This window comes from Colwellia sp. BRX10-3 (genome assembly GCF_014077505.1).
In the GTDB taxonomy this organism is placed as follows: domain Bacteria; phylum Pseudomonadota; class Gammaproteobacteria; order Enterobacterales; family Alteromonadaceae; genus Cognaticolwellia.
Genome location: NZ_JACGWA010000001.1, coordinates 218,997 through 239,562 on the forward strand (window position 1 = coordinate 218,997; position 20,566 = coordinate 239,562).

General features: G+C 38.8%; 18 protein-coding genes. 13 read left to right on the forward strand and 5 right to left on the reverse strand.

Annotated elements, in window-relative coordinates; all coding sequences use genetic code 11:
* Position 1: 1 nt before the first annotated feature.
* The 3 genes from H4J38_RS00995 to H4J38_RS01005 all read right to left on the reverse strand — a co-directional run bounded on the left by H4J38_RS00995 (position 2) and on the right by H4J38_RS01005 (position 4,142).
* On the reverse strand, positions 2-490 hold the full coding sequence (locus H4J38_RS00995) for an NADH-quinone oxidoreductase subunit A (RefSeq protein ID WP_310733418.1): 489 nt from the start codon (positions 488-490) through the stop codon (positions 2-4).
* A gap of 613 nt (positions 491-1,103) precedes the next feature.
* The gene (locus H4J38_RS01000) at positions 1,104-3,494 is read right to left on the reverse strand and encodes an ATP-binding protein (protein ID WP_182128607.1); all 2,391 of its coding nucleotides are present in this window, start codon (positions 3,492-3,494) and stop codon (positions 1,104-1,106) included.
* A 162-nt stretch (positions 3,495-3,656) separates the two neighbouring features.
* Positions 3,657-4,142 carry a zinc ribbon-containing protein gene (locus H4J38_RS01005; protein WP_182128609.1) on the reverse strand — a complete coding sequence of 162 codons (486 nt, stop codon included), beginning with the start codon at positions 4,140-4,142 and terminating at the stop codon, positions 3,657-3,659.
* Between the two features lie 304 nt (positions 4,143-4,446).
* Between H4J38_RS01005 and leuS the strand changes: the two genes are divergently transcribed.
* From leuS to lipA, 13 genes are all read left to right on the forward strand, one after another.
* Complete coding sequence (gene leuS, locus H4J38_RS01010) at positions 4,447-7,038, forward strand: leucine--tRNA ligase (RefSeq protein WP_182128611.1); 2,592 nt, start codon at positions 4,447-4,449, stop codon at positions 7,036-7,038.
* Between the two features lie 133 nt (positions 7,039-7,171).
* Positions 7,172-7,678 (forward strand): LPS assembly lipoprotein LptE, encoded by a 507-nt coding sequence (lptE, locus tag H4J38_RS01015; protein ID WP_182128613.1) that lies wholly within the window; start codon positions 7,172-7,174, stop codon positions 7,676-7,678.
* A gap of 9 nt (positions 7,679-7,687) precedes the next feature.
* Positions 7,688-8,731 (forward strand): DNA polymerase III subunit delta, encoded by a 1,044-nt coding sequence (gene holA, locus H4J38_RS01020; protein ID WP_182128615.1) that lies wholly within the window; start codon positions 7,688-7,690, stop codon positions 8,729-8,731.
* Positions 8,718-9,377 carry a nicotinate-nucleotide adenylyltransferase gene (gene nadD / locus H4J38_RS01025; protein ID WP_182128617.1) on the forward strand — a complete coding sequence of 220 codons (660 nt, stop codon included), beginning with the start codon at positions 8,718-8,720 and terminating at the stop codon, positions 9,375-9,377. The genes holA and nadD overlap by 14 nt, the downstream gene beginning before the upstream one ends.
* A gap of 179 nt (positions 9,378-9,556) precedes the next feature.
* A complete protein-coding gene (rsfS, locus tag H4J38_RS01030; RefSeq protein WP_182128619.1) occupies positions 9,557-9,874 on the forward strand; it encodes a ribosome silencing factor in 318 nt (105 codons plus the stop codon).
* 11 nt (positions 9,875-9,885) lie between these two features.
* Positions 9,886-10,356, forward strand: a complete 471-nt coding sequence (gene rlmH, locus H4J38_RS01035) for a 23S rRNA (pseudouridine(1915)-N(3))-methyltransferase RlmH (RefSeq protein WP_182128621.1) — start codon at positions 9,886-9,888, stop codon at positions 10,354-10,356.
* A gap of 3 nt (positions 10,357-10,359) precedes the next feature.
* Positions 10,360-12,336 (forward strand): penicillin-binding protein 2, encoded by a 1,977-nt coding sequence (mrdA, locus tag H4J38_RS01040; protein ID WP_182128623.1) that lies wholly within the window; start codon positions 10,360-10,362, stop codon positions 12,334-12,336.
* Complete coding sequence (gene rodA / locus H4J38_RS01045) at positions 12,336-13,451, forward strand: rod shape-determining protein RodA (protein WP_182128625.1); 1,116 nt, start codon at positions 12,336-12,338, stop codon at positions 13,449-13,451. Before mrdA ends, rodA begins: the two co-directional genes overlap by 1 nt.
* Before the next feature lie 70 nt (positions 13,452-13,521).
* Entirely contained in the window at positions 13,522-14,433 is a 912-nt protein-coding gene (locus H4J38_RS01050; RefSeq protein ID WP_182128627.1) for a septal ring lytic transglycosylase RlpA family protein, read from the forward strand.
* Positions 14,434-14,617: 184 nt separating this feature from the next.
* Positions 14,618-15,805, forward strand: a complete 1,188-nt coding sequence (locus H4J38_RS01055; RefSeq protein ID WP_182128629.1) for a serine hydrolase — start codon at positions 14,618-14,620, stop codon at positions 15,803-15,805.
* Between the two features lie 332 nt (positions 15,806-16,137).
* Positions 16,138-16,401 carry a DUF493 family protein YbeD gene (gene ybeD / locus H4J38_RS01060; protein WP_182128631.1) on the forward strand — a complete coding sequence of 88 codons (264 nt, stop codon included), beginning with the start codon at positions 16,138-16,140 and terminating at the stop codon, positions 16,399-16,401.
* Positions 16,402-16,475: 74 nt separating this feature from the next.
* Complete coding sequence (gene lipB, locus H4J38_RS01065; protein ID WP_182128632.1) at positions 16,476-17,135, forward strand: lipoyl(octanoyl) transferase LipB; 660 nt, start codon at positions 16,476-16,478, stop codon at positions 17,133-17,135.
* Positions 17,125-18,093: a lipoyl synthase gene (gene lipA, locus H4J38_RS01070; protein WP_182128634.1), complete on the forward strand. Its 969-nt coding sequence runs from the start codon at positions 17,125-17,127 to the stop codon at positions 18,091-18,093. Before lipB ends, lipA begins: the two co-directional genes overlap by 11 nt.
* Positions 18,094-18,197: 104 nt before the next feature.
* Here the strand turns inward: lipA and H4J38_RS01075 are convergent, their stop codons facing one another.
* Complete coding sequence (locus H4J38_RS01075) at positions 18,198-19,367, reverse strand: MFS transporter (RefSeq protein ID WP_182128636.1); 1,170 nt, start codon at positions 19,365-19,367, stop codon at positions 18,198-18,200.
* Between the two features lie 39 nt (positions 19,368-19,406).
* Positions 19,407-20,498, reverse strand: a complete 1,092-nt coding sequence (aroC, locus tag H4J38_RS01080; RefSeq protein ID WP_182128638.1) for a chorismate synthase — start codon at positions 20,496-20,498, stop codon at positions 19,407-19,409.
* Positions 20,499-20,566 lie beyond the last annotated feature (68 nt).

Below are 20,566 nucleotides of genomic sequence, written 5' to 3' on the forward strand. Positions count from 1 at the left end.
ATTATTGCTGTCCCTTACTTTTATCAAAAAGAGTTTGTTCAAAAAGACTTTGCTCAATAGGCATATTTTCATTTTGTTGCAAACGCTGCAGTTGCGTTGCTCTAAAAGGTTGATGGCGTCGTGTTAACTCTAAGGCGCCAATACGAATCAAATAAATTAATGCCGCAAGTAGTACCGTTATAAAAATACTGGCTTCGATAAAACCTGGCCAACCAACATCGTCAAAAGCAATAACCCAAGCAAAAAGAAAAATAGTTTCTAAATCAAAAATGACAAAAAAGATGGCGTATAAAAAGAAGTGATTCGTAAAGCGAGTTTTATTGTCGGAGACGGAGATAATGCCAGATTCATAAGGCGTGTCTTTCGCCCGTTGTTTACCTTTGGGACCCAGGAAGTGTGATAGCAGCATCATAACAATGAGCATACCAGCCAAGATAATAAAGTAAGCCGCAATTGGCCATACTTGTGTTATTTGATCGGATGTTTCCACAAAGCCCCCACTGATAACTTAATGTTTGCTTGCCAAACATGTATGGCAAGCAATTAATTAAACTAAAACCGACAGACAGCAAACTTATCGATACATACTTATCATGCAACACTAAGATAATAGTTCGAACTTTGGCAATTGCATTAAGTTAATTTAAACTTTAGTTAACTTGGATTTCAGTGTTACTAAAATTCATCGCAAAGTAATCACTAAGTAGATGGGACAGACAAAAATGTCTGCTAGGTAGGTTAAATTCCTGACCTTATAGGGAGCTCATTATTACCCACGGGGTAGTATTTGCTCACTGCATTTACTTATTATTGTTATTTCGCTTTAGCTAACATTCTCTCTTCATAAATCCTACTGAGATAGCACCTATAATTTTATAATTTAAACAATATTTGCAAAATCGACTTCTGCGAATTTACTTTGCAAAAGATCACAATGAAAAATACTGTTGATAATTTGAGTATAGAAAAGAATTCAAGTAATGCTTGTTTTTCAAGCGAATATTGACATTTTAAAATTTAAGAAGTGTTGAAAAGCAATAAACACGGCGCTTGCCGTGTTTATTTATAAGGTATTTTTTTTGTAGTTCAGTAATTGTCAGTGATTATTCTTCAGCGCCATTAAGAAGGTCCGAAAACGCTGACAACTTATCCAATACCATGCCGTGTATTGATTTTCTAGGATAACGACCCGTTCGAGTAATTTCTCCGGCCGGTTGCGCCATTAAAATTTCTATCGCTTGATCAATGTTTTCCACAGCATAGATCGCAAACTGACCATCGGCAACTGCCTGAATAACTTCAGGTGCCAACATCAAATTAATGGTATTAGTCTTAGGGATAATGACCCCTTGTTCGCCCGTTAAGCCTTTATCTTTACAGAGGCGATAAAAGCCTTCAATTTTTTCATTAACGCCACCAATTGATTGCACCTCACCATGTTGATTCATTGACCCCGTTATCGCTAAGCCTTGGTTTATAGGTAAATTAGCAATAGCAGAAATTAATGCACAAAGCTCAGCCATAGACGCACTATCCCCATCGATATGACCATAAGACTGTTCAATGGCAATATTGGCAGAAATAGTGACCGGAAATTTTTGACCATACTTATGGCCCAAATAACCGGTTAAAATCAACACCCCTTTTGAGTGAATTGATTTTCCTAAATCGACTTCTCGTTCAATATCAGTTACCCCTTGGCTACCAGCATATACAGTGGCTGTTATGCGCGCGGGTGTGCCAAAAACGCTATCGCCAATCTCCAATACCGTTAAACCATTAATCTTACCTACTTGCCCGCCTTCAGTATCAATCAATAACTGACGTTCTTTAATTTCCTCTAACCAGGCTTCACTCATACGGCCAGTTCTACGTTGCTTTGCCGCTAGCGCCATCGTGATATGTTTACCACACAAGCCATTTTTACCATCAGATAGCTTCCACAAATAGAAAGCTTCGTCTAATAAGTCGTTAACTTGCACGATATTGGCCGATATTTTGTGTTGATGCTCTGCACGTCTAAGCGCATATTTAACCAGTTCTAATACAGCTTCATCAGTCACTTCAGGATAATTATTACGATGAGCGCGTTGACGGATTAAATTCGCGTAGTCATTTAAATTACGCTGGCTTTTCTCAAGATGACGATCAAAGTCCGCCAAAACACGAAATAGCTCGGTAAATTCTTGATCATAATCTTGTAAGGTGTAATAAATTTCCGGATCGCCCAACAAAATCACTTTAACATTTAACGGAATTTTTTCAGGCTGCAGGCTAAATGCGCCCGGTTGTGCGTATTCTGAATGTGGATTTTCGATGGTTATTTGCTGCGACTTGAGCGCCAGCTTTAAACGTGCCCAAACCAAAGGTTGGGTTAGCAGTTTATCCGCTTCAAGTAATATGTAACCGCCATTCGCTTTGTGCAATGCGCCAGGCCTTATTAAGCGATAACTAGTGTAACTTCCGCCTTGAAAACTACCAAAATCAATATGACCAAATAAGTTCTGAAAGGTCGGGTTCTGTTCGTATATAACTGGCGCACCTTCATCAGCTTTGCGGGTTACTAATAAGTTGGGTAAAAAGCGTTCAACCATCAATTTACGCATATCTTTGTCATTAGGCGCTTCGTTACTTTCATCAACCAATAACTCTAGAACCGCATCAACAACATGAGTTTTAACTTTTGCTAAATACATTAATACACCAGTATTACTGGTAAATTCCGTCTCTAACTCTTGTAAAAATGGTTGAATACTTTGTGCCGCGGTTTCATGTTTTAACTTACGTAATTTATCTGAAGAAATACGTTTCCATTGCGGGAGTTCAATTAATTTTTCAGAAAGTAAATCTTCTAACTTGGCCAATAAAATATAAAAATCAGCACGTTTTGGTTCTTTTAATTCAGCAAACTCTTTATCATTAAGTCGCTTACCTTCAACTAGTGGTGAAAAACCAATTTCGCCATTCTCTTCGAACAATACCACGTCATTTTTTAATGCTGCTTCTTCAACTTCAGTAATCGCTTGATCATATTTTTTATTAAATTCGCGATCGATAGCTGCTTTGTGTCTTTGATAGCCTGGGTTATCAAAAATTTCTGGAAACAAATCCATTAACTCATCAATAAAAGTGTTCATGCGAGTAAGTAACTGCTTACCATCACCTGGACTAACATAGAGATTATGTGGCGAATTTGGGTCATCAAAATTATTGATATAACACCATTCGTTTGGCGTCGGCTCTTTGCTCGCTGTTGCCGCTAACATTTGTTTGATCAGGGTTTGACGCCCAGTACCAGGCTCGCCCATGGCGTAAACATTAAATCCTGGTGCATCCATAGACAATCCAAAGGTTAATGCTTCTTTAGCCCTTTCATGACCAATAAATACTTGCTCTATTTCTGCAGTGGGTGTGGCATTGGCAAATTGTTTAACCGTTAAATCTGCGGTTAACTGGCAAGGTTTAAGGCGTGCATTTGTTGACACATTTGTCATAGAAAATCTCTCGGGAATGCGATTTAAATATCAGGTAAAATACTAAACAGGCTAGTTTATTGATCTGTTTAATATAGATACTACTTCATTAAACACAGTGTACAGCGACACCCCCATGAACAGCAAAAATAATATTAAAAAACTAGCAAAAAAAGTTAGTTTTTACGGCGTTAGACTTAAGCGATTAAAGTCTTTTCCACCACAGGCAATACAATCAGTAACGACATTAGCATGGCTATAAATTACACAATGTTGGCAAGCTTGGCATTGTAACTGGCCAAAACCCACATAATCACCAACATGGTAGCCATCTTGATGCTGAAAATCATCCATCAGCTCTGACCATTCAACTTGTGATTTATCGGTAATTTTGGCCAAATTTTCCCAGAGGCTTTCATTGAGTATATCTAAATAAACTGAATGCTTAATGTCGGCTTGATATTGCTGATAAAAATCACTGAGATCATATTTTAGGTTGGCGATAAATTGTTTAACTTTCTGCTCTGGAATTTGCTCTGCCGCAATAACTATTGCTTTAGCTTGTTCCAGTAAACTGGCTATTGAGCGAACTTCGTTGTCTTTAGTATCTTCAAGCCATGCTTGTAACTTTTGATACACCTCTTTAATAGAAGATTGGTCTTGTTTCATAACGCCTCCGTAATGTAAATCTTAGCTTTTAGTATAATTATTAAGGCGATAAAAGCCACCATTAACCCTTCAAGTATAGGGTATAAAACAATGACTAAAGTGGCTTTTGTCTACTAACTCAACTTTATGTTGAAAAATCTGCAGCATTAACCTGCTTTAACTTGTCGCAACGCCTAGAGATAAGGTATCCTATCAAGATTATTTTTATCGCTGAAACCTAAGCTTAAAATAACAAATTTTATCATTATAAATTTGTCAAAAAAGTGGGTTGAAGCTCTTATTAAAGCGTGTTTGAGAAATTTTAATGGAATCCATCTACAATCCCCAATCAATTGAAGCCGATGTTCAGAAATTTTGGACTGATAACGACACCTTCAAAGCAGAAGAGTTACCAGGAAAAGAAAAGTTTTATTGCTTGGCGATGTTTCCATATCCAAGTGGCAGACTCCATATGGGCCACGTGCGTAACTACAGTTTAGGCGATGTAATTTCTCGTTACCAACGCATGCAAGGCAAAAACGTTATGCAACCTATGGGTTGGGACGCTTTTGGTTTACCGGCTGAAAACGCCGCGATTAAAAACAATTCTGCGCCGGCTAAATGGACTTATGAAAACATTGACTACATGCGTAACCAATTGAAATCATTAGGCTTTGGCTATGACTGGAGTCGTGAATTAGCGACTTGTAAAAAAGATTATTACCGTTGGGAACAATGGTTCTTCACTCAGCTTTATGAAAAAGGTTTAGTGTATAAGAAAAATGCCACAGTAAATTGGGATCCTGTTGATCAAACTGTATTAGCTAACGAGCAAGTTATTGATGGCCGTGGTTGGCGCTCGGGCGCGCTAGTTGAGCGCAAAGAAATCCCACAATGGTTTATTAAAATTACTGATTATGCAGAAGAGTTAATTAACGACTTAGACCAATTAACCGATTGGCCTGAACAAGTTAAAACCATGCAACGTAATTGGATTGGTCGTTCTGAAGGCGTAGATATGACCTTTCAGGTTGTTGACTCGTCAGAAAGTTTCGACATATACACCACCCGTCCTGACACCTTAATGGGTGTAACTTATGTTGCATTAGCAGCGCAGCATCCATTGGTGTTAGCTGCCGCTGAAAATAATGTTGAACTCGCCGAATTTATTCTAAGCTGTAAAACTAATAAATCTACTGAAGCCGATATGGCAACAATGGAGAAAAAAGGCGTTGATACTGGCTTAAAAGCAATACACCCTATTAGCGGTGAAATTGTACCCGTTTGGGCTGCAAACTTTGTTTTAATGGATTATGGCTCAGGCGCGGTTATGTCAGTACCGGGTCATGACCAACGTGATTGGGAATTTGCCACTAAGTATGGTTTAGAAATAAAAAAAGTTATCGCGGGTAATGAAAGCGATGATGTGACAAAAGCGGCGATTACTGAAAAAAATGTTTTAGTCAATTCAGGTGAATTTGACGGTTTAAGTTTTGAAGATGGCTTTAAAGCTATTTCAGATAAATTGATCAGCGAAAACAAAGGTAAAGTTACGGTAAATTACCGCTTACGTGACTGGGGTGTTTCGCGTCAACGTTATTGGGGCACGCCAATCCCCATGATGCATTTAGCCAATGGTGAGTCTGTGCCAGTTCCGGCAGATCAATTACCGGTTGAGCTACCTGAAGATGTCATCATGAACGGCGTAACTTCACCGATTAAAGATAATCCTGAATGGGCAAAAACCACATTCAATGGCGAAGAAGCATTCCGCGAAACTGATACCTTTGATACCTTTATGGAATCATCATGGTATTACGCGCGTTACTGTTCACCAAACGATGACACACAAATGTTAGATCCAGCCAAAGCCAATTACTGGTTGCCGGTTGATCAATACATTGGTGGTATTGAGCATGCGATTTTACATTTACTCTATGCACGTTTTTTCCATAAATTATTGCGTGATGCTGGCTTAGTAACATCTGACGAACCATTCAAAAAACTACTGTGCCAAGGCATGGTATTAGCAGACACTTACTATCGTGAAGCAGACAATGGCGGACAAGATTGGATTGCACCAACAGATGTTGATGTTGAACGCGATGAAAAGGGCCATGTAATTTCTGCTATTAGTAAATTAGATGGCAAGCCAGTTATTTCGGCTGGCATGAGCAAAATGTCAAAATCTAAAAACAATGGCATTGATCCACAAGAAGTTATTGAGCTTTATGGCGCCGATACTGTACGACTTTTTATCATGTTTACCTCACCTCCAGAGCAAACATTAGAATGGTCTGATACCGGTGTAGAAGGTGCACATCGCTTCTTAAAACGTGTTTGGAAACTCACTTATGACTTTACCCAAGCAGCTGATGTGTCAAAAGCAGCGCCAAGTATTGTCGGATTAACACTGAACTCAGCGCAAAAATCACTTCGCCGCGAATTACATAAAACCATTGCAAAAGTTAGTGACGATATCGGTCGTCGTAATACCTTTAACACAGCTATTGCAGCGATTATGGAGTTAATGAATCATTTAAGTAAAGCGAGTATTGCCAGCATTGAGGATCGTGTAGTAATGCACGAAGCTATTCGCGCTGTAGTATTAATGTTAACCCCTATCGTGCCACATTTAAGTCATCATTTATGGAACATGATTGGTGACGGTAACCCGGTAGAAAATACTGCGTGGCCATTGGTTGACTCTAGTGCTCTAGTTGAAGATGAGAAGCTTATTATTGTACAAGTTAATGGTAAATTGCGCGCTAAAATTACCGTTTCAGCCGACGCTAGCAAAGAGGCGGTGGAAGAAATCGGTTTTAACGATGAAAATGTTAGCAAATTTATTGACGGAAAAACCGTACGTAAAGTGATTTATGTACCGGGTAAATTGTTAAACATTGTTGCTAATTAATTTGTGCAATTACTTATGCGTTAGTGATGAGTCAACATTTATTAATTAACGGCTGAACAGTAACTTTACAGTGTATAGCTAAAATGATGAGCTATGCACTGATTAAATTTTATCCATTAAAAGTGAACACTTTATGAAGCAATTGATCATTGGTCGAATAAGTAAACTGCTATCATTTAGCCTATTATTAATAATATTAACGGGTTGTGGTTTTCAACTTCGCGGTAACTATTTATTAGCGCCTGAGTTACAAACTATCGCTTTTAGCTCGGTTGACCAATATGGCGAACTCACACGTTTAGTAAAACAGCATTTAACCATTAATGATGTTAAATTAGTGCAGAAAAGTGATAAAGCTATTCCGCAAATGAGAATGCTGCAAGACAACTTAGACCGCAGAACGTTGTCTGTTTTTCCGAATGGCCAAGTCGCAGAATATGAGCTTATTTATACCGTTCGCTATCAAATTTTAATTCCTGGACAAGATATTAAAGACTTCCGCTTTGAGCTTAATCGTGATTATCAAGATGATCCTGATATTGCGCTAGCAAAAAGTCGTGAATTATCGTTAATGTTACGAGAAATGCGTAAAGAAGCCGCCAATAAAATCTTACGTGATATGGCTACTATTCAGCTTTAGGTACTTTACATGCGCATTTATCACAATGAACTCGACAAAACTCTAAATAAAGGCTTCAAGCCAATATGGTTGGTGTTCGGCGATGAGTTATGGCAAAAGAATGACGCATTAGAAACCATCAAAAATAGCGCAAAAAAACAAGGTTTTGACGAAATAGTTCGCTTTAACATTGATGATAAATTTGATTGGGACGAGCTGTTTCAAGAATATCAGTCAATGAGTTTGTTTTCGTCATTACGTATCATAGAAATAGAATTTACCACGGGTAAAATTGGTGATAACGGTGCAAAAGGCGTAGCGCAATTACTCACCTTATTACATCAAGATATCCAACTCATATTCCATGGCCCTAAACTTGACGCTGCAACGCAAAAGCGTAAGTGGTTTAAATCGTTAGAAGCGGCAGGTTGCTTTGTACCTTTATACGATATGGACACTAAGCAATTAAAGCAATGGCTGAACAATCAAGCCCGACAACTTAAATTAACTTTACCTGCTGATGTTATTGATTTAATGGTGGAGTTATTTGAAGGCAATTTACCAGCTTTATCCCAAGAATTACAAAAACTTTCCATATTATTTTCACAGCAGCCAGTTAGTGTTGAAGAGGCGGAACAGCTTTTTATTAAACAAGCAAAATTCAATTCTTTTCAGCTCATCGATACTTTGTTAATTGGCGATCTAAAAAAGTGCCTAACTATGCTAGACCAAATGCAGCATGACGGTAGCGCACTCGGCCAATTAGTTTGGGTGGTTCATAAAGAAATTAGCCAGCTTTACACCATGTTGGAACAAATAGCGCAAGGCAGTAATATTAACGATATTTTTAAGCAATATCGCATCTGGGATAAGAAGAAACCTTTATATCAACATGCCTTAAATAACATTAGTTTGGTCAATGCAGAACAAGCTTTAGCGAGGTTAGCGCAAGTTGATTTACTCAGTAAAACCAGCAGTGACTTTAACGCTTTTATTTTGCTTAGTGATGTTTTTATCAGTTTATTTCACGATGAAATAAGTCAAAACTTCAGTTTGGATTATGAGTACAACTAACCTGAAAATGCCCAAACTTATCGCTTTACTTGGCGGTACCTTTGACCCTATTCATCTTGGTCATATTTTACCAGCCCAAGAAACCGCACTGTGGTTAGGCGCAGAGCAATTGCATTTAATTCCTGCTCATATTCCACCACATAAAACCGGCACTCATGCCAATGCAAAACAGCGTGCTAACATGGTGTCGTTAGTCTGTGAAAACAGCGAAATATTTACCCTTGATAATCGCGAAATTAAGCGTAAAAGTCCTTCATATACGATTGATACTTTGCATGAAATAAAAGCTGAGCATCCTAGTGCAGATTTATATTTTATTATGGGTATGGACTCACTGTTATCATTTACAAAATGGCATTGCTGGCAAGAAATTCTCACCTTATGTAACTTAGTGGTTAATATTCGCCCAGGCTACCCGCACCAAACGTTGGAAACAGCACTTGTACCTGCACTAAAATCTCGTCTTATTTATAACCTTACTCAAATACAACGCCAGCAAGCCGGGCAGATTATCCTCCATGAAAGTACACCCGTGGATATTTCCTCTACACGTATTAGAGAAAAAATTAAAGCGGGTCTTAGCTACAATCAATACTTACCTAAATCAGTATATGACTATATAGAGCAACATAAGCTCTACCGATAGCACCTTTATTTTCTCAATAACCAATACTGAAACTACTCATTTTGTCTCTTTTATAGAGAGAGTAAGTAAAATAAATCAATTGTTGTGTAAAAAATACGCTATTGACAACATTAGATGGTTAACTGACAAACAAAATAATGTTATTATCGCCGATTATTGTTAATTATAGAGATCCCACTTTGCAAAGTTCAGACCTAATTACTTTTGTTACCGAAAAAATCGAAGATATGAAAGGCCGCGATATCGTCATACTAGAGGTATCTAAAAAATCGAGTTTCACTGACTACATGTTAGTTTGCTCTGGTAACTCAAAACGTCACGTTATTTCAATTGCCCAATCACTTACCATTGAATGCCGCGCTGCTGGTATTGAAGCTTTAGGTGTTGAAGGTAATGATATTGGTGAATGGTCTTTAGTCGACTTAGGTGATGTTGTTGTGCATGTGATGACTGATGAAACTCGCGATCGTTATCAACTAGAACAACTTTGGGAATAACCTAAACAGCAATGCGCATTACCTTATATGCCGTTGGTAATAAAATGCCAGCTTGGGTTAGCCAAGGGTTTAGCGAATATTGCCGTAGATTTCCTCGTGATATGAGTTTTCACTTAGTAGAAATATCACCTGGTAAGCGCGGAAAAAACGCCGATATTGCTCGCATTCTAGAAAAAGAAGGTGAACAAATGTTAGCGGCTATTCCAAAGGGTAATCGCATTGTAACGTTAGAAGTAGAAGGCAAGCCTTGGACGACACCTGAACTTGCTAAGCAACTTGACCGTTGGCATGTTGACAGTCGAGATGTTGCCCTGCTTGTTGGTGGACCTGAAGGTTTAGCGCCCGCTTGTATTGAAACATCTGAACAAAAGTGGTCGTTATCACCACTGACCTTACCTCATCCAATGGTGCGTATTGTCGTTGCTGAAAGCCTTTATCGTGCTTGGTCTATCAATAATAATCATCCTTATCATCGAGAATAAATAATGGCACCTAAAAAACGCGTTGCCATTAGAAACCATAGCGCTGAAGCCAATTTATTTGCACGCCGTACTTTCATCACCTTTATTGCTGTCATCATACTTTCCTTAGTGTTGTTTAGTAATATTTATAATCTTGAAGTTAACTCATATCAAAAATACCAAACACGCTCTAACTCCAACCGTATTAAACTTTTACCTGTCGCGCCCAACAGAGGTTTAATCTACGATAGAAACGGTGTTTTACTGGCTGACAACACGCCAGTTTACAGTTTAGAAGTGATCCCAGAGCAAGTAACAGATATTAAAAAGCGCTTGTCTGAAGTTAGCCAGCTCTTAGATATTAGCCAAGAAAAACAAGACAAATTACTTAAAGCGGTAAAAAGTAAACGTCGCTTTAAACCCATTGAGCTTTATTCGCGTTTAAGCGAGCAACAGGTTGCTTTGTTTTCGGTCAATCAGCATAAATTCCCTGGTTTTTTTATTGATGCACGCTTAAAGCGTTATTATCCTTTTGCTGAATTAACAACCCATTCGCTTGGCTATGTCGCGCGTATTAATGGTAGGGACTCGCTTGCATTAGACAAGCAAGGCTTAGCAGAAAATTATGCCGCCACGCGTAATATTGGTAAGAGAGGTTTAGAAAGGTATTACCAAGATATTTTACACGGCACCATTGGCCACCAAGAAGTTGAAATTAATAACCAGGGTCGAGTCATTCGTACCTTAGATTTTACCCCACCAATTCCAGGCAAAGATCTGACCTTAACCTTGGATATTGAGCTACAAATGATCGCCAAACGAGCGCTTTCAGGTAAGCGTGGCGCTATTGTCGCTATCGATCCAAGAGACGGTGGCGTGCTCGCTATGTATTCAAACCCAAGCTTTGATGGCAATCTGTTTGTTCATGGTATTAGCAGTAAAAAATATAAAAAATTGCTAGCACCAGAAAGCAATAAACCTTTACTTAATAGAACATTACAAGGTTACCCACCTGCTTCTACAATTAAACCTTTATTGGCACTTACCGGTTTAGACGCTGGCATCATTACTCCTGAAACAGAAATATATGATCCTGGATTTTATCAACTTCCCGGTATAGAAACTAAACGACGTGATTGGAAAAAATGGGGCCATGGCAAAGTCGATTTGAATAAATCGTTAGAGCAATCTTGTAATATTTACTACTACGACTTAGCCTATAAACTTGGTATTACGCGTATTAGTCAAATGATGATGAAATTCGGATTTGGTGAATACACGGGCATTGATCTACATGAAGAAAGTCGTGCGATTATGCCCAGTATTGAATGGAAAAGAGCCCGTTATAACAAAGGTTGGTATACCGGTGAAACGCTATCGGTAGGAATAGGTCAAAGTTACTGGTCAGTTACACCACTACAATTATCACAAGCCCTATCCATCTTGGTCAACAAGGGTGAAATTAAAGTACCACACTTATTAAAAGCAACCAGTGAAATCGTAGTTAATAATAAAACTAACACACATCAGCCTCTTGTTACTGAATATATTGTTGATGAAAAAGCGCCAATTATCTTAAAAAATCAAAAAAGTTGGGATGTAGTTTTAGATGGCTTGCATAATACGGTACAAAAGTTAGGTGCTACCGGTTATAACGCTTTTAAGGGCAGTAAATATGATGCTGCCGGTAAAACAGGCTCAGCCCAAACCTCTAACATTGCTCAAGATGAGGAATACGACGCTAGTAAAGTTAAAGAAAGCAGACGTGATAATGCCATGTTTATTGCTTTTGCTCCGTATGAAAATCCCGAAATAGTGGTTGCTGTTGCCATTGAAAATGTTGCAGAAGGCGGCGGTGGCGCCAACGCTGGACCCGTTGCACGTCAGATTATGGATCAATATTTTGGTGATCGTGAAATTGTCAGCAAAGACCCACGCAAGCATCCAAATCATGACAATATTTATTATCAAAACATTAAAAATATAGCAGGTAATCCCTAGTGCGTAGTTCCGGACATGATCAACACAGACAACGTACTTTATGGCAACGGTTACACATTGACTTGCCATTACTAAGCGGTATTTTAGCTTTAATGACACTTGGGTTATTTGTTGTTTATAGTGCCGGCGGACAAGAGTCGGCGGTGCTCATACGTCATGCTAAACGCGTAGGTTTAGCGCTCTTTGTTATGTTTATTGTTGCGCAAGTCCCACCATTGTCATACCGAAAGTGGGCAGTACCTGTATTCATTTTAGGCTTAATGTTATTAATCGCCGTTTTACTATTTGGTCATGTTGGCAAAGGTGCCCAGCGTTGGTTAGATCTTGGTGTAACTAAATTTCAACCCTCTGAAATTATGAAACTTGTTGTGCCGATAATGATTGCCTGGTATGTCAGTCAATACGATTTACCGATGAAAATACCTAAAATAATTATCGCTTTTATTTTAGTATTAATGCCGACATTATTAATTGCTAAACAACCTGACTTAGGTACCTCATTGCTCATAGCAAGTTCTGGTATTTTTGTTATATTTCTTGCTGGTGCCAGCTGGAAACTCATTGGCACCTGTGTAGGCTTAGCATCAGCATTCGCCCCCGTTTTATGGATGTTTTTGATGAAGCCTTATCAAAAACAACGCGTATTAACGTTTTTAAACCCTGAACAAGATCCGCTGGGTTCGGGCTATCATATTATTCAATCTAAAATTGCTATTGGCTCCGGCGGAATACATGGCAAAGGCTGGTTGCAAGGTACTCAATCACAACTAGAATTTTTGCCTGAACGCCATACTGACTTTATTTTCGCGGTATTTAGTGAAGAATTTGGTTTAATTGGTGTCGGCTTATTATTATCGGTATATCTAGCGATTGTTATGCGCGGCTTATGGATTGCAGTCAATGCTCAGCATGCTTTTACTAAGCTTTTAGCGGGTAGTTTAACCCTGACATTTTTCGTTTATATTTTTGTCAATATTGGTATGGTTTCGGGTTTATTACCCGTGGTTGGCGTACCCTTACCTTTAGTTAGTTATGGCGGAACGTCGATGGTGACATTAATGGCAGGATTTGGCATGCTAATGGCAATAAGTACACATAGAAAATTTAATATCTAGCAAATTAATACTCAGGCAATAAACTCACATAATGTAAAACTGGCGTAATAAAAGAGTCTACTGAAATTTTATGGCGAAACTAAATACACCCTATCATATCTACCTCTGTTTACTCATGATACTGGTCTCAGCTTGCAGTACTACTAATAGTCGATACCAACAAAAACATGACAGTACGCCAACGCGTTTACCTAACGCCAGCGAACTGCATGATGCGACGCCTCGTGCTGAAAAGCCTAGCAGAGGCGGCAATAAAAACTACCAAGTATTTGGCAAGCATTACCAAGTTTTAAAAAGCGCAGAAAACTTTAGCCAAACCGGTACTGCTTCTTGGTATGGTCGAAAGTTTCATGGTCACTTAACCTCTAATGGCGAAATTTACGATATGTATGCTATGAGTGCAGCCCATAAGAACTTACCCTTACCTTCTTATTTAAAGGTGGTTAATAATAGCAACGGCCGATCAGTTATTGTTAGAGTTAATGACCGTGGCCCATTTCATCAAAGCCGGATTATAGATTTGTCTTATAGCGCAGCATATAAACTCGATATGTTAAAAACAGGTACCGCTAACGTTACTGTTACAGTTATTAGCGACTTTACCGCCAATGGCTTAGCTCAACTTAAAGAAAACCCCCAGGCCTTAGATAATAGCCCTGCAAAAATTACGCCTTTACCAAAAACTACTACCACTGCCAAAACAATAACAGTAGGTAAAGTTGAGGCTAAAATAGCAACTTCATCGCCGTTAATAAACCTTGATAAAGTGCAATATATTCAGGTATTTGCCAGCAGAAGTGATACTCAAGCCACTAAACTTGCCAGAGCATTATCTGAACAATATCAAAGAAATACGCTATTAGAACAAAAAAATGGAATTTTTCGCGTTCTCGTTGGTCCGATAGAAGGTAGTGAGGAATTGACAAAATTATTATTAGCGATTAAAGAAAATGGTCATCCCAAAGCTTTTATCCGCAAATAAAGTTTTCAGATGTAAACTATCCATATTGCTTTAGCGAATAGTAAATTTACTGCAACTTTATACGTACAAATGATCAGAAAAATAATCAAGGGTAACAAATTAGCCCATTAGAATTCAAAATGAATAATGCTATACTGCATAAATATTTATAATTTCCATTAAACAAAAGCGCTGTAGGACAATTATGCCCCAAATCAAGGTTACTCAAGTACCTAAAAAATCGATAAAATTATTAACTTTTTTAGGCTCTGTATTATTAAGTGTTTGCTCTCTTTCTCATGCACAAACCATTATCCCGTCAGCCCCAGAAGTAAATGCTAAAGGTCACATTTTAATAGATTACGCCACAGGTAAGGTCATCGCTGAAAGTAATGCCGACATCCTACTGGCTCCAGCAAGCTTAACCAAGATGATGACTAGTTACATCATAGGTAAAGAATTGGCTAGTGGTAATATCACCAACGATGACCCTGTCACAATTAGTGAAAAAGCTTGGGCGAAAAATTTCCCCGAGTCATCTAAAATGTTTATTGAAGTGGGTACAGAAGTATCGGTAGACTTATTAAATCAAGGAATTATTGTTGCATCAGGAAATGACGCCTGTGTTGCGATGGCTGAGCATATTGCCGGTAGTGAAGGTGCGTTTGCCCAGTTAATGAACGCCCACGCTGAACAATTAGGTATGTATAGTAGCTTTTTTGAAAATAGCCACGGTTTAGACAGTAAAGAACATAAAACAACAGCCCGTGATATGGCGACATTAGCCATTGCCCTTATTCGCGATGTGCCAGATGAATATAAACTCTATAGCCAAAAATCTTTTACTTATAACAATATTAAGCAATATAACCGCAATAGCTTATTGTGGGATAAAAGTATGAATGTTGACGGTTTGAAAACCGGCCACACATCACAAGCAGGTTATAGTTTGGTAACTTCTGCCACTAAAGGCGATATGCGTCTAGTTAGTGTTGTTATGGGTACAGACAGCGAACGTGCACGTAAAGTAGAGAGCAAAAAATTACTTAACTACGGTTTCCGTTTTTACGAAACTTACACGCCATATAAAGCCGGCGAAAAGTTTGTTAGTAACCGTGTTTGGATGGGAGATAGCAAAGAAGTTGATTTAGGTATTATGGTTAACACCCCCATTACTATTCCTCGTGGTCAACGAAAAAACTTACAAGCTAATTTTGAGTTAGACAAACAGTTAACAGCACCCCTACAAAAAGGTGAAGTAGTTGGTAAATTATTTTTGCAACTTGACGGTGAAGATATTGCACAATACCCATTAGTTACATTACAAGAAATTAAAGAAGGCAGCATGTTCAATAAATTAATGGACTATGTCAAACTTCAGTTTGCTAACTAGCCTTCATTCATAATTTCAAAATTACGCTATTAATCTCTGCAAAAACTCAGCCCAGGCTGAGTTTTTTTTGTATTTTAACTTCAGTGAATTAAAATATAATCGAGAACTAACATTGATATTAGATATTATCCCCTCATTTATACTCAATAAAGCCAACCAAATTGGCGTCTACTGGTCACATTCGTATCAAATAGTGTTAAAATATCGCCAATTTGAAATGTAGACACATTAATTACTACTTTATGGTTTGGTTTATTTAACATTTATCAAGTTACCAGCCATTATTAAAACACCTTTAATAAAACGGTGTTTTACAGATTAAGAGAAAAGAAATGAATACTAAGTTTGATGAATTATTAGATTTCCCAACCGTACTTAACTTTAAAGTTATGGGTATAGCGTGTGACGAATTGTCAGACCTTGTTGTTGGTGAATTACAAAAGCACACGCCTGGTGATTATGCGCCAAAAATCAAAGCTAGCTCGAAGGGTAATTATCATTCAATTGCAGTAGCCGTTACCGTAACAAGTAAAGAACATATAGAAACCATATATAAAACTTTAAACGCTATTGAGCAAGTACGTTACGTGCTTTGACCCTACTTATTATCCGGTGTATTCCAATAGTTATTTGGATATAATAAGCGCAACACAATCTTTTGAGATGTACCTTGAAAAACACTTTGATTATTCGGCAACTGAATAACCTCGACTACGTCGACGTTTGGCATGCCATGCAAAATTTCACCGATAATCGAGACGATAATACTGTTGACGAACTTTGGCTGGTTGAGCATCCGCCAGTGTTTACTCAAGGGCAAGCAGGTAAAGATGAACATCTGCTCATGCCTGGCGATATACCAGTAGTAAAAGTCGACCGAGGTGGACAGGTTACTTATCACGGCCCTGGACAACAAGTTATTTACTTTATGATCAACCTACGCCGCAGAAAAATGGGTGTTAGGCAGCTAGTTACACTTATTGAAAATGGCATTGTCGCATCAATGGCAGACTTTGGTATAAGTGCCAAAGCAAAGCCCGATGCCCCCGGTGTTTATGTTGAAGATAAAAAAATTGCCTCTTTAGGTCTTCGAGTACGTAAAGGCTGCTCTTTTCATGGTTTAGCAATAAACGTTAATATGGACTTATCACCATTTTTACGCATTAACCCTTGCGGTTATCAAGGCTTAGAAATGATACAAACAATCGATTTACAAGGCCCTGCCACAGTAGATCAAGCGGGTGAATCACTGGTTAAACATCTTAGTGAATTATTAGACACCCAGCATTTATCTTATCAAACAGGATTGGAAATAATACATGACCACTAAATCATCACGCATTATCCCAGGCACAAAACTACGCGATGCCGAAAAAATGGCACATATTCCTATTCAGGTGGTTACTTCTGAGCGTGAAACCATGCTAAGAAAACCTAATTGGTTACGTATCAAGTTACCAAAAAGTTCAGAGCGTATTGATAGTATAAAAGCGGCACTACGCAAGCATAATTTACATTCTGTTTGCGAAGAAGCCTCATGCCCAAATTTATCAGAATGTTTTAACCACGGCACAGCAACCTTTATGATTTTAGGCGACATATGTACTCGTCGCTGCCCGTTTTGTGATGTTGGCCATGGTCGCCCTCTTGCCGTAAATAAAGAAGAGCCGCGCAAATTAGCCTTAACACTTAAAGACATGAAGTTAAAATACGTGGTGATCACCTCAGTAGATCGTGACGATTTACGTGATGGCGGCGCACAACAATTTGTCGATTGTATTACCGAAATTGCCGAGCATTCTCCACATACTAAAGTAGAAATTTTAGTCCCTGATTTTCGTGGTCGTATGGATCGCGCCTTGGAGATTTTAAATACTCACCCTCCAGGTGTCTTCAACCATAACCTTGAAACCGCCCCACGTTTATATACCAAAGCTCGCCCTGGCGCTAACTATCAGTGGTCTTTAGATTTGTTGAAAAAATTTGGTGAAGCTAACCCAAGCGTGCCAACCAAATCTGGCTTAATGGTCGGCTTAGGTGAAACTAACGAAGAAATTTTGCAAGTTATGCGCGATTTAAGAGCTCATGGTGTAACCATGCTAACTATCGGACAATACTTGCAGCCGAGTAAGCATCACTTACCCGTAGAACGATATGTTCACCCAGACGACTTTGACATGTTCAAACGTGAAGCCGATAAAATGGGCTTTAATCACGCTGCTTGTGGTCCACTCGTGCGTTCGAGCTACCATGCAGATAAACAAGCCGCTGGTGAAGAAGTTAAATAATACATTCCGCAGAGTTAATTTACATTAACGATACAGAATCAAAAAAGCTAGAAGGTAAACTTCTAGCTTTTTTTGTACTAAGTAATTGGGTCAATAAAACGCAACTAGCTCATTGTAACTTCTTGCTTGATCGGTTTATTACGCAAAAATAAAGCAAGAACACCACCAATAAGGGCGGTAATTGCCGCAAAATCAAAAGTTATCCCAGCACCAATACCATCTTGCCATAATAATCCTGCCACATAGGCACCAACCGCACCACCTACACCATAAACTCCACCGATATAAATTGCCTGCCCACGACTTTGTTGGTTAGCGTTAAAATGCTTTTGGATAAAGGCAATACTTGCACTATGGTATAAGCCAAAACTTAAAGCATGGATCAATTGTGAAATAACTAGTGCGACGTTACTGTCGGCGTAATGGCCAACGAGAAACCAGCGCAAGGCCGTTAATAATATACTGATACTGATCAAAGTTTTGAGTGAAAAGCTTTTAAAGAAAAGTGCGGCAAAAACAAAAACACCAATTTCAGCCACCACGCCGATAGCGATAAAAATACCAATTAAAATGCCTGTGTAAGTTAAGTTTTGCAGGTATAAGGCAAAAAACACATAATAAGGACCAAAGCTCATTTGCAACATTAAGCCTGCAAAGAAGAATAGTAAAAAGTTACTATTAAAAACTTTAGCTTTGATAGAAACATAATCAAGTGTGTTTTTTTTTGCTATTCGAGGCTGCTTACTGAGTAGTGTTGAAATAAAAAGCCCTGCTAAAATAACAATGCCAATATAACTAAAAGCTTCTGCAGAATAACGCTCAATTAATTCGCCGCTGAGCATAGCAACAATAATAAAACCGATACTGCCCCACAAACGAATACGGCCATATATTTTCGCACTTTTGCGAATAGAGTTCAGGGTCATTACCTCAAGTTGCGGTAATATTGAGGTCATAAATAAGCTGAACATTGCCAAACTAAACATTAATGGCCAGTAACTATATGTCCATATAATCAAGCTAAAGCAAAGCAGTGTTAGCAGTGCACCTACTCTAACAATAATAAGTTGTTTACCTGACTTGTCAGCAAGCTGCGCCCATAACGAAGGTGCTACTATTTTTGCTGCGGTGATAACCGCTAATATTTCACCAATTTCGAGTGAGGTAAAACCTCGGGCATCAAGAAATACTGATAAAAAAGGTACGACCAAACCTAGAATACCAAAGTACCAGAAATAATTTGTCGATAAACCAACGAATTGCTTTGAAGCCACTACTTTTTTCTGCAACCGCTTTGGTATTTTACCAAGAGTTTAACCTTCGATATCAGGCGTTTGACAAACCACATCCATATTCTGTGCACGATGTCTTAAATAATGATCCATTAAGGTTAAGGCTAACATTGCTTCGGCAATAGGTACGGCACGAATACCCACACAAGGGTCATGTCGACCTTTGGTCACTATATCTGCAGACTTACCGGCAAGATCAACCGTTTTACCACTAACACCAATACTAGAAGTAGGCTTTAATGCAATGGACGCAACAATGGGTTGGCCTGAAGATATTCCCCCTAAAACACCACCAGCATGATTAGACGCAAAGCCATCTGGTGTTAACTCGTCTCTGTGCTGTGAGCCTTTTTGGTTAACCACGCCAAAACCATCACCAACTTCTACCGCCTTTACCGCATTAATACCCATTAAGGCATGTGCAATATCGGCATCTAAACGGTCAAAAATAGGCTCACCTAAACCAACAGGCACATTGTTCGCTACTACCATCAATTTAGCGCCTATGGAGTCTTTTTCTCGCATAATGCCACGTAATAACTCGTCTAATTGTTCAAGCTTATTAGCGTCAGGGAAAAAAAATGGGTTTTCTTCAACTATGTTCCAATCTATGTTTTCAGCACAAACCTCACCGATTTGAGTCACACAAGCTTGAATAGTGATACCAAACTTCTGCTTTAAATATTTTTTTGCCACCGCGCCAGCAGCAACCCGCATCGCGGTTTCACGAGCTGAAGAACGACCGCCACCACGATAATCACGAATGCCGTATTTTTGCCAGTAAGTATAATCTGCATGACCAGGGCGAAATGTTTTCGCGATATCACCATAATCTTGCGAGCGTTGGTCAGTGTTTTCAATTAATAAACCAATAGGGGTACCGGTAGTTTTACCTTCAAAAACACCCGACATTATTTTAACTTCGTCAGCTTCACGGCGTGCTGTTGTAAATCGAGAGGTGCCAGGTCGACGGCGATCAAGGTCAAGCTGTAGATCAGCCTCACAGAGCTCAAGACCTGGAGGGCATCCATCAATGATCGCGCCTAAACCTAAACCGTGGCTTTCACCGAATGATGTAACCGTAAATAACTTACCAAAAGTATTACCTGACATAATGAATATTACCCATTAAAAATGATGAGATACCAATTAAATGTTTAATATTAGTATCAGAGTACCCA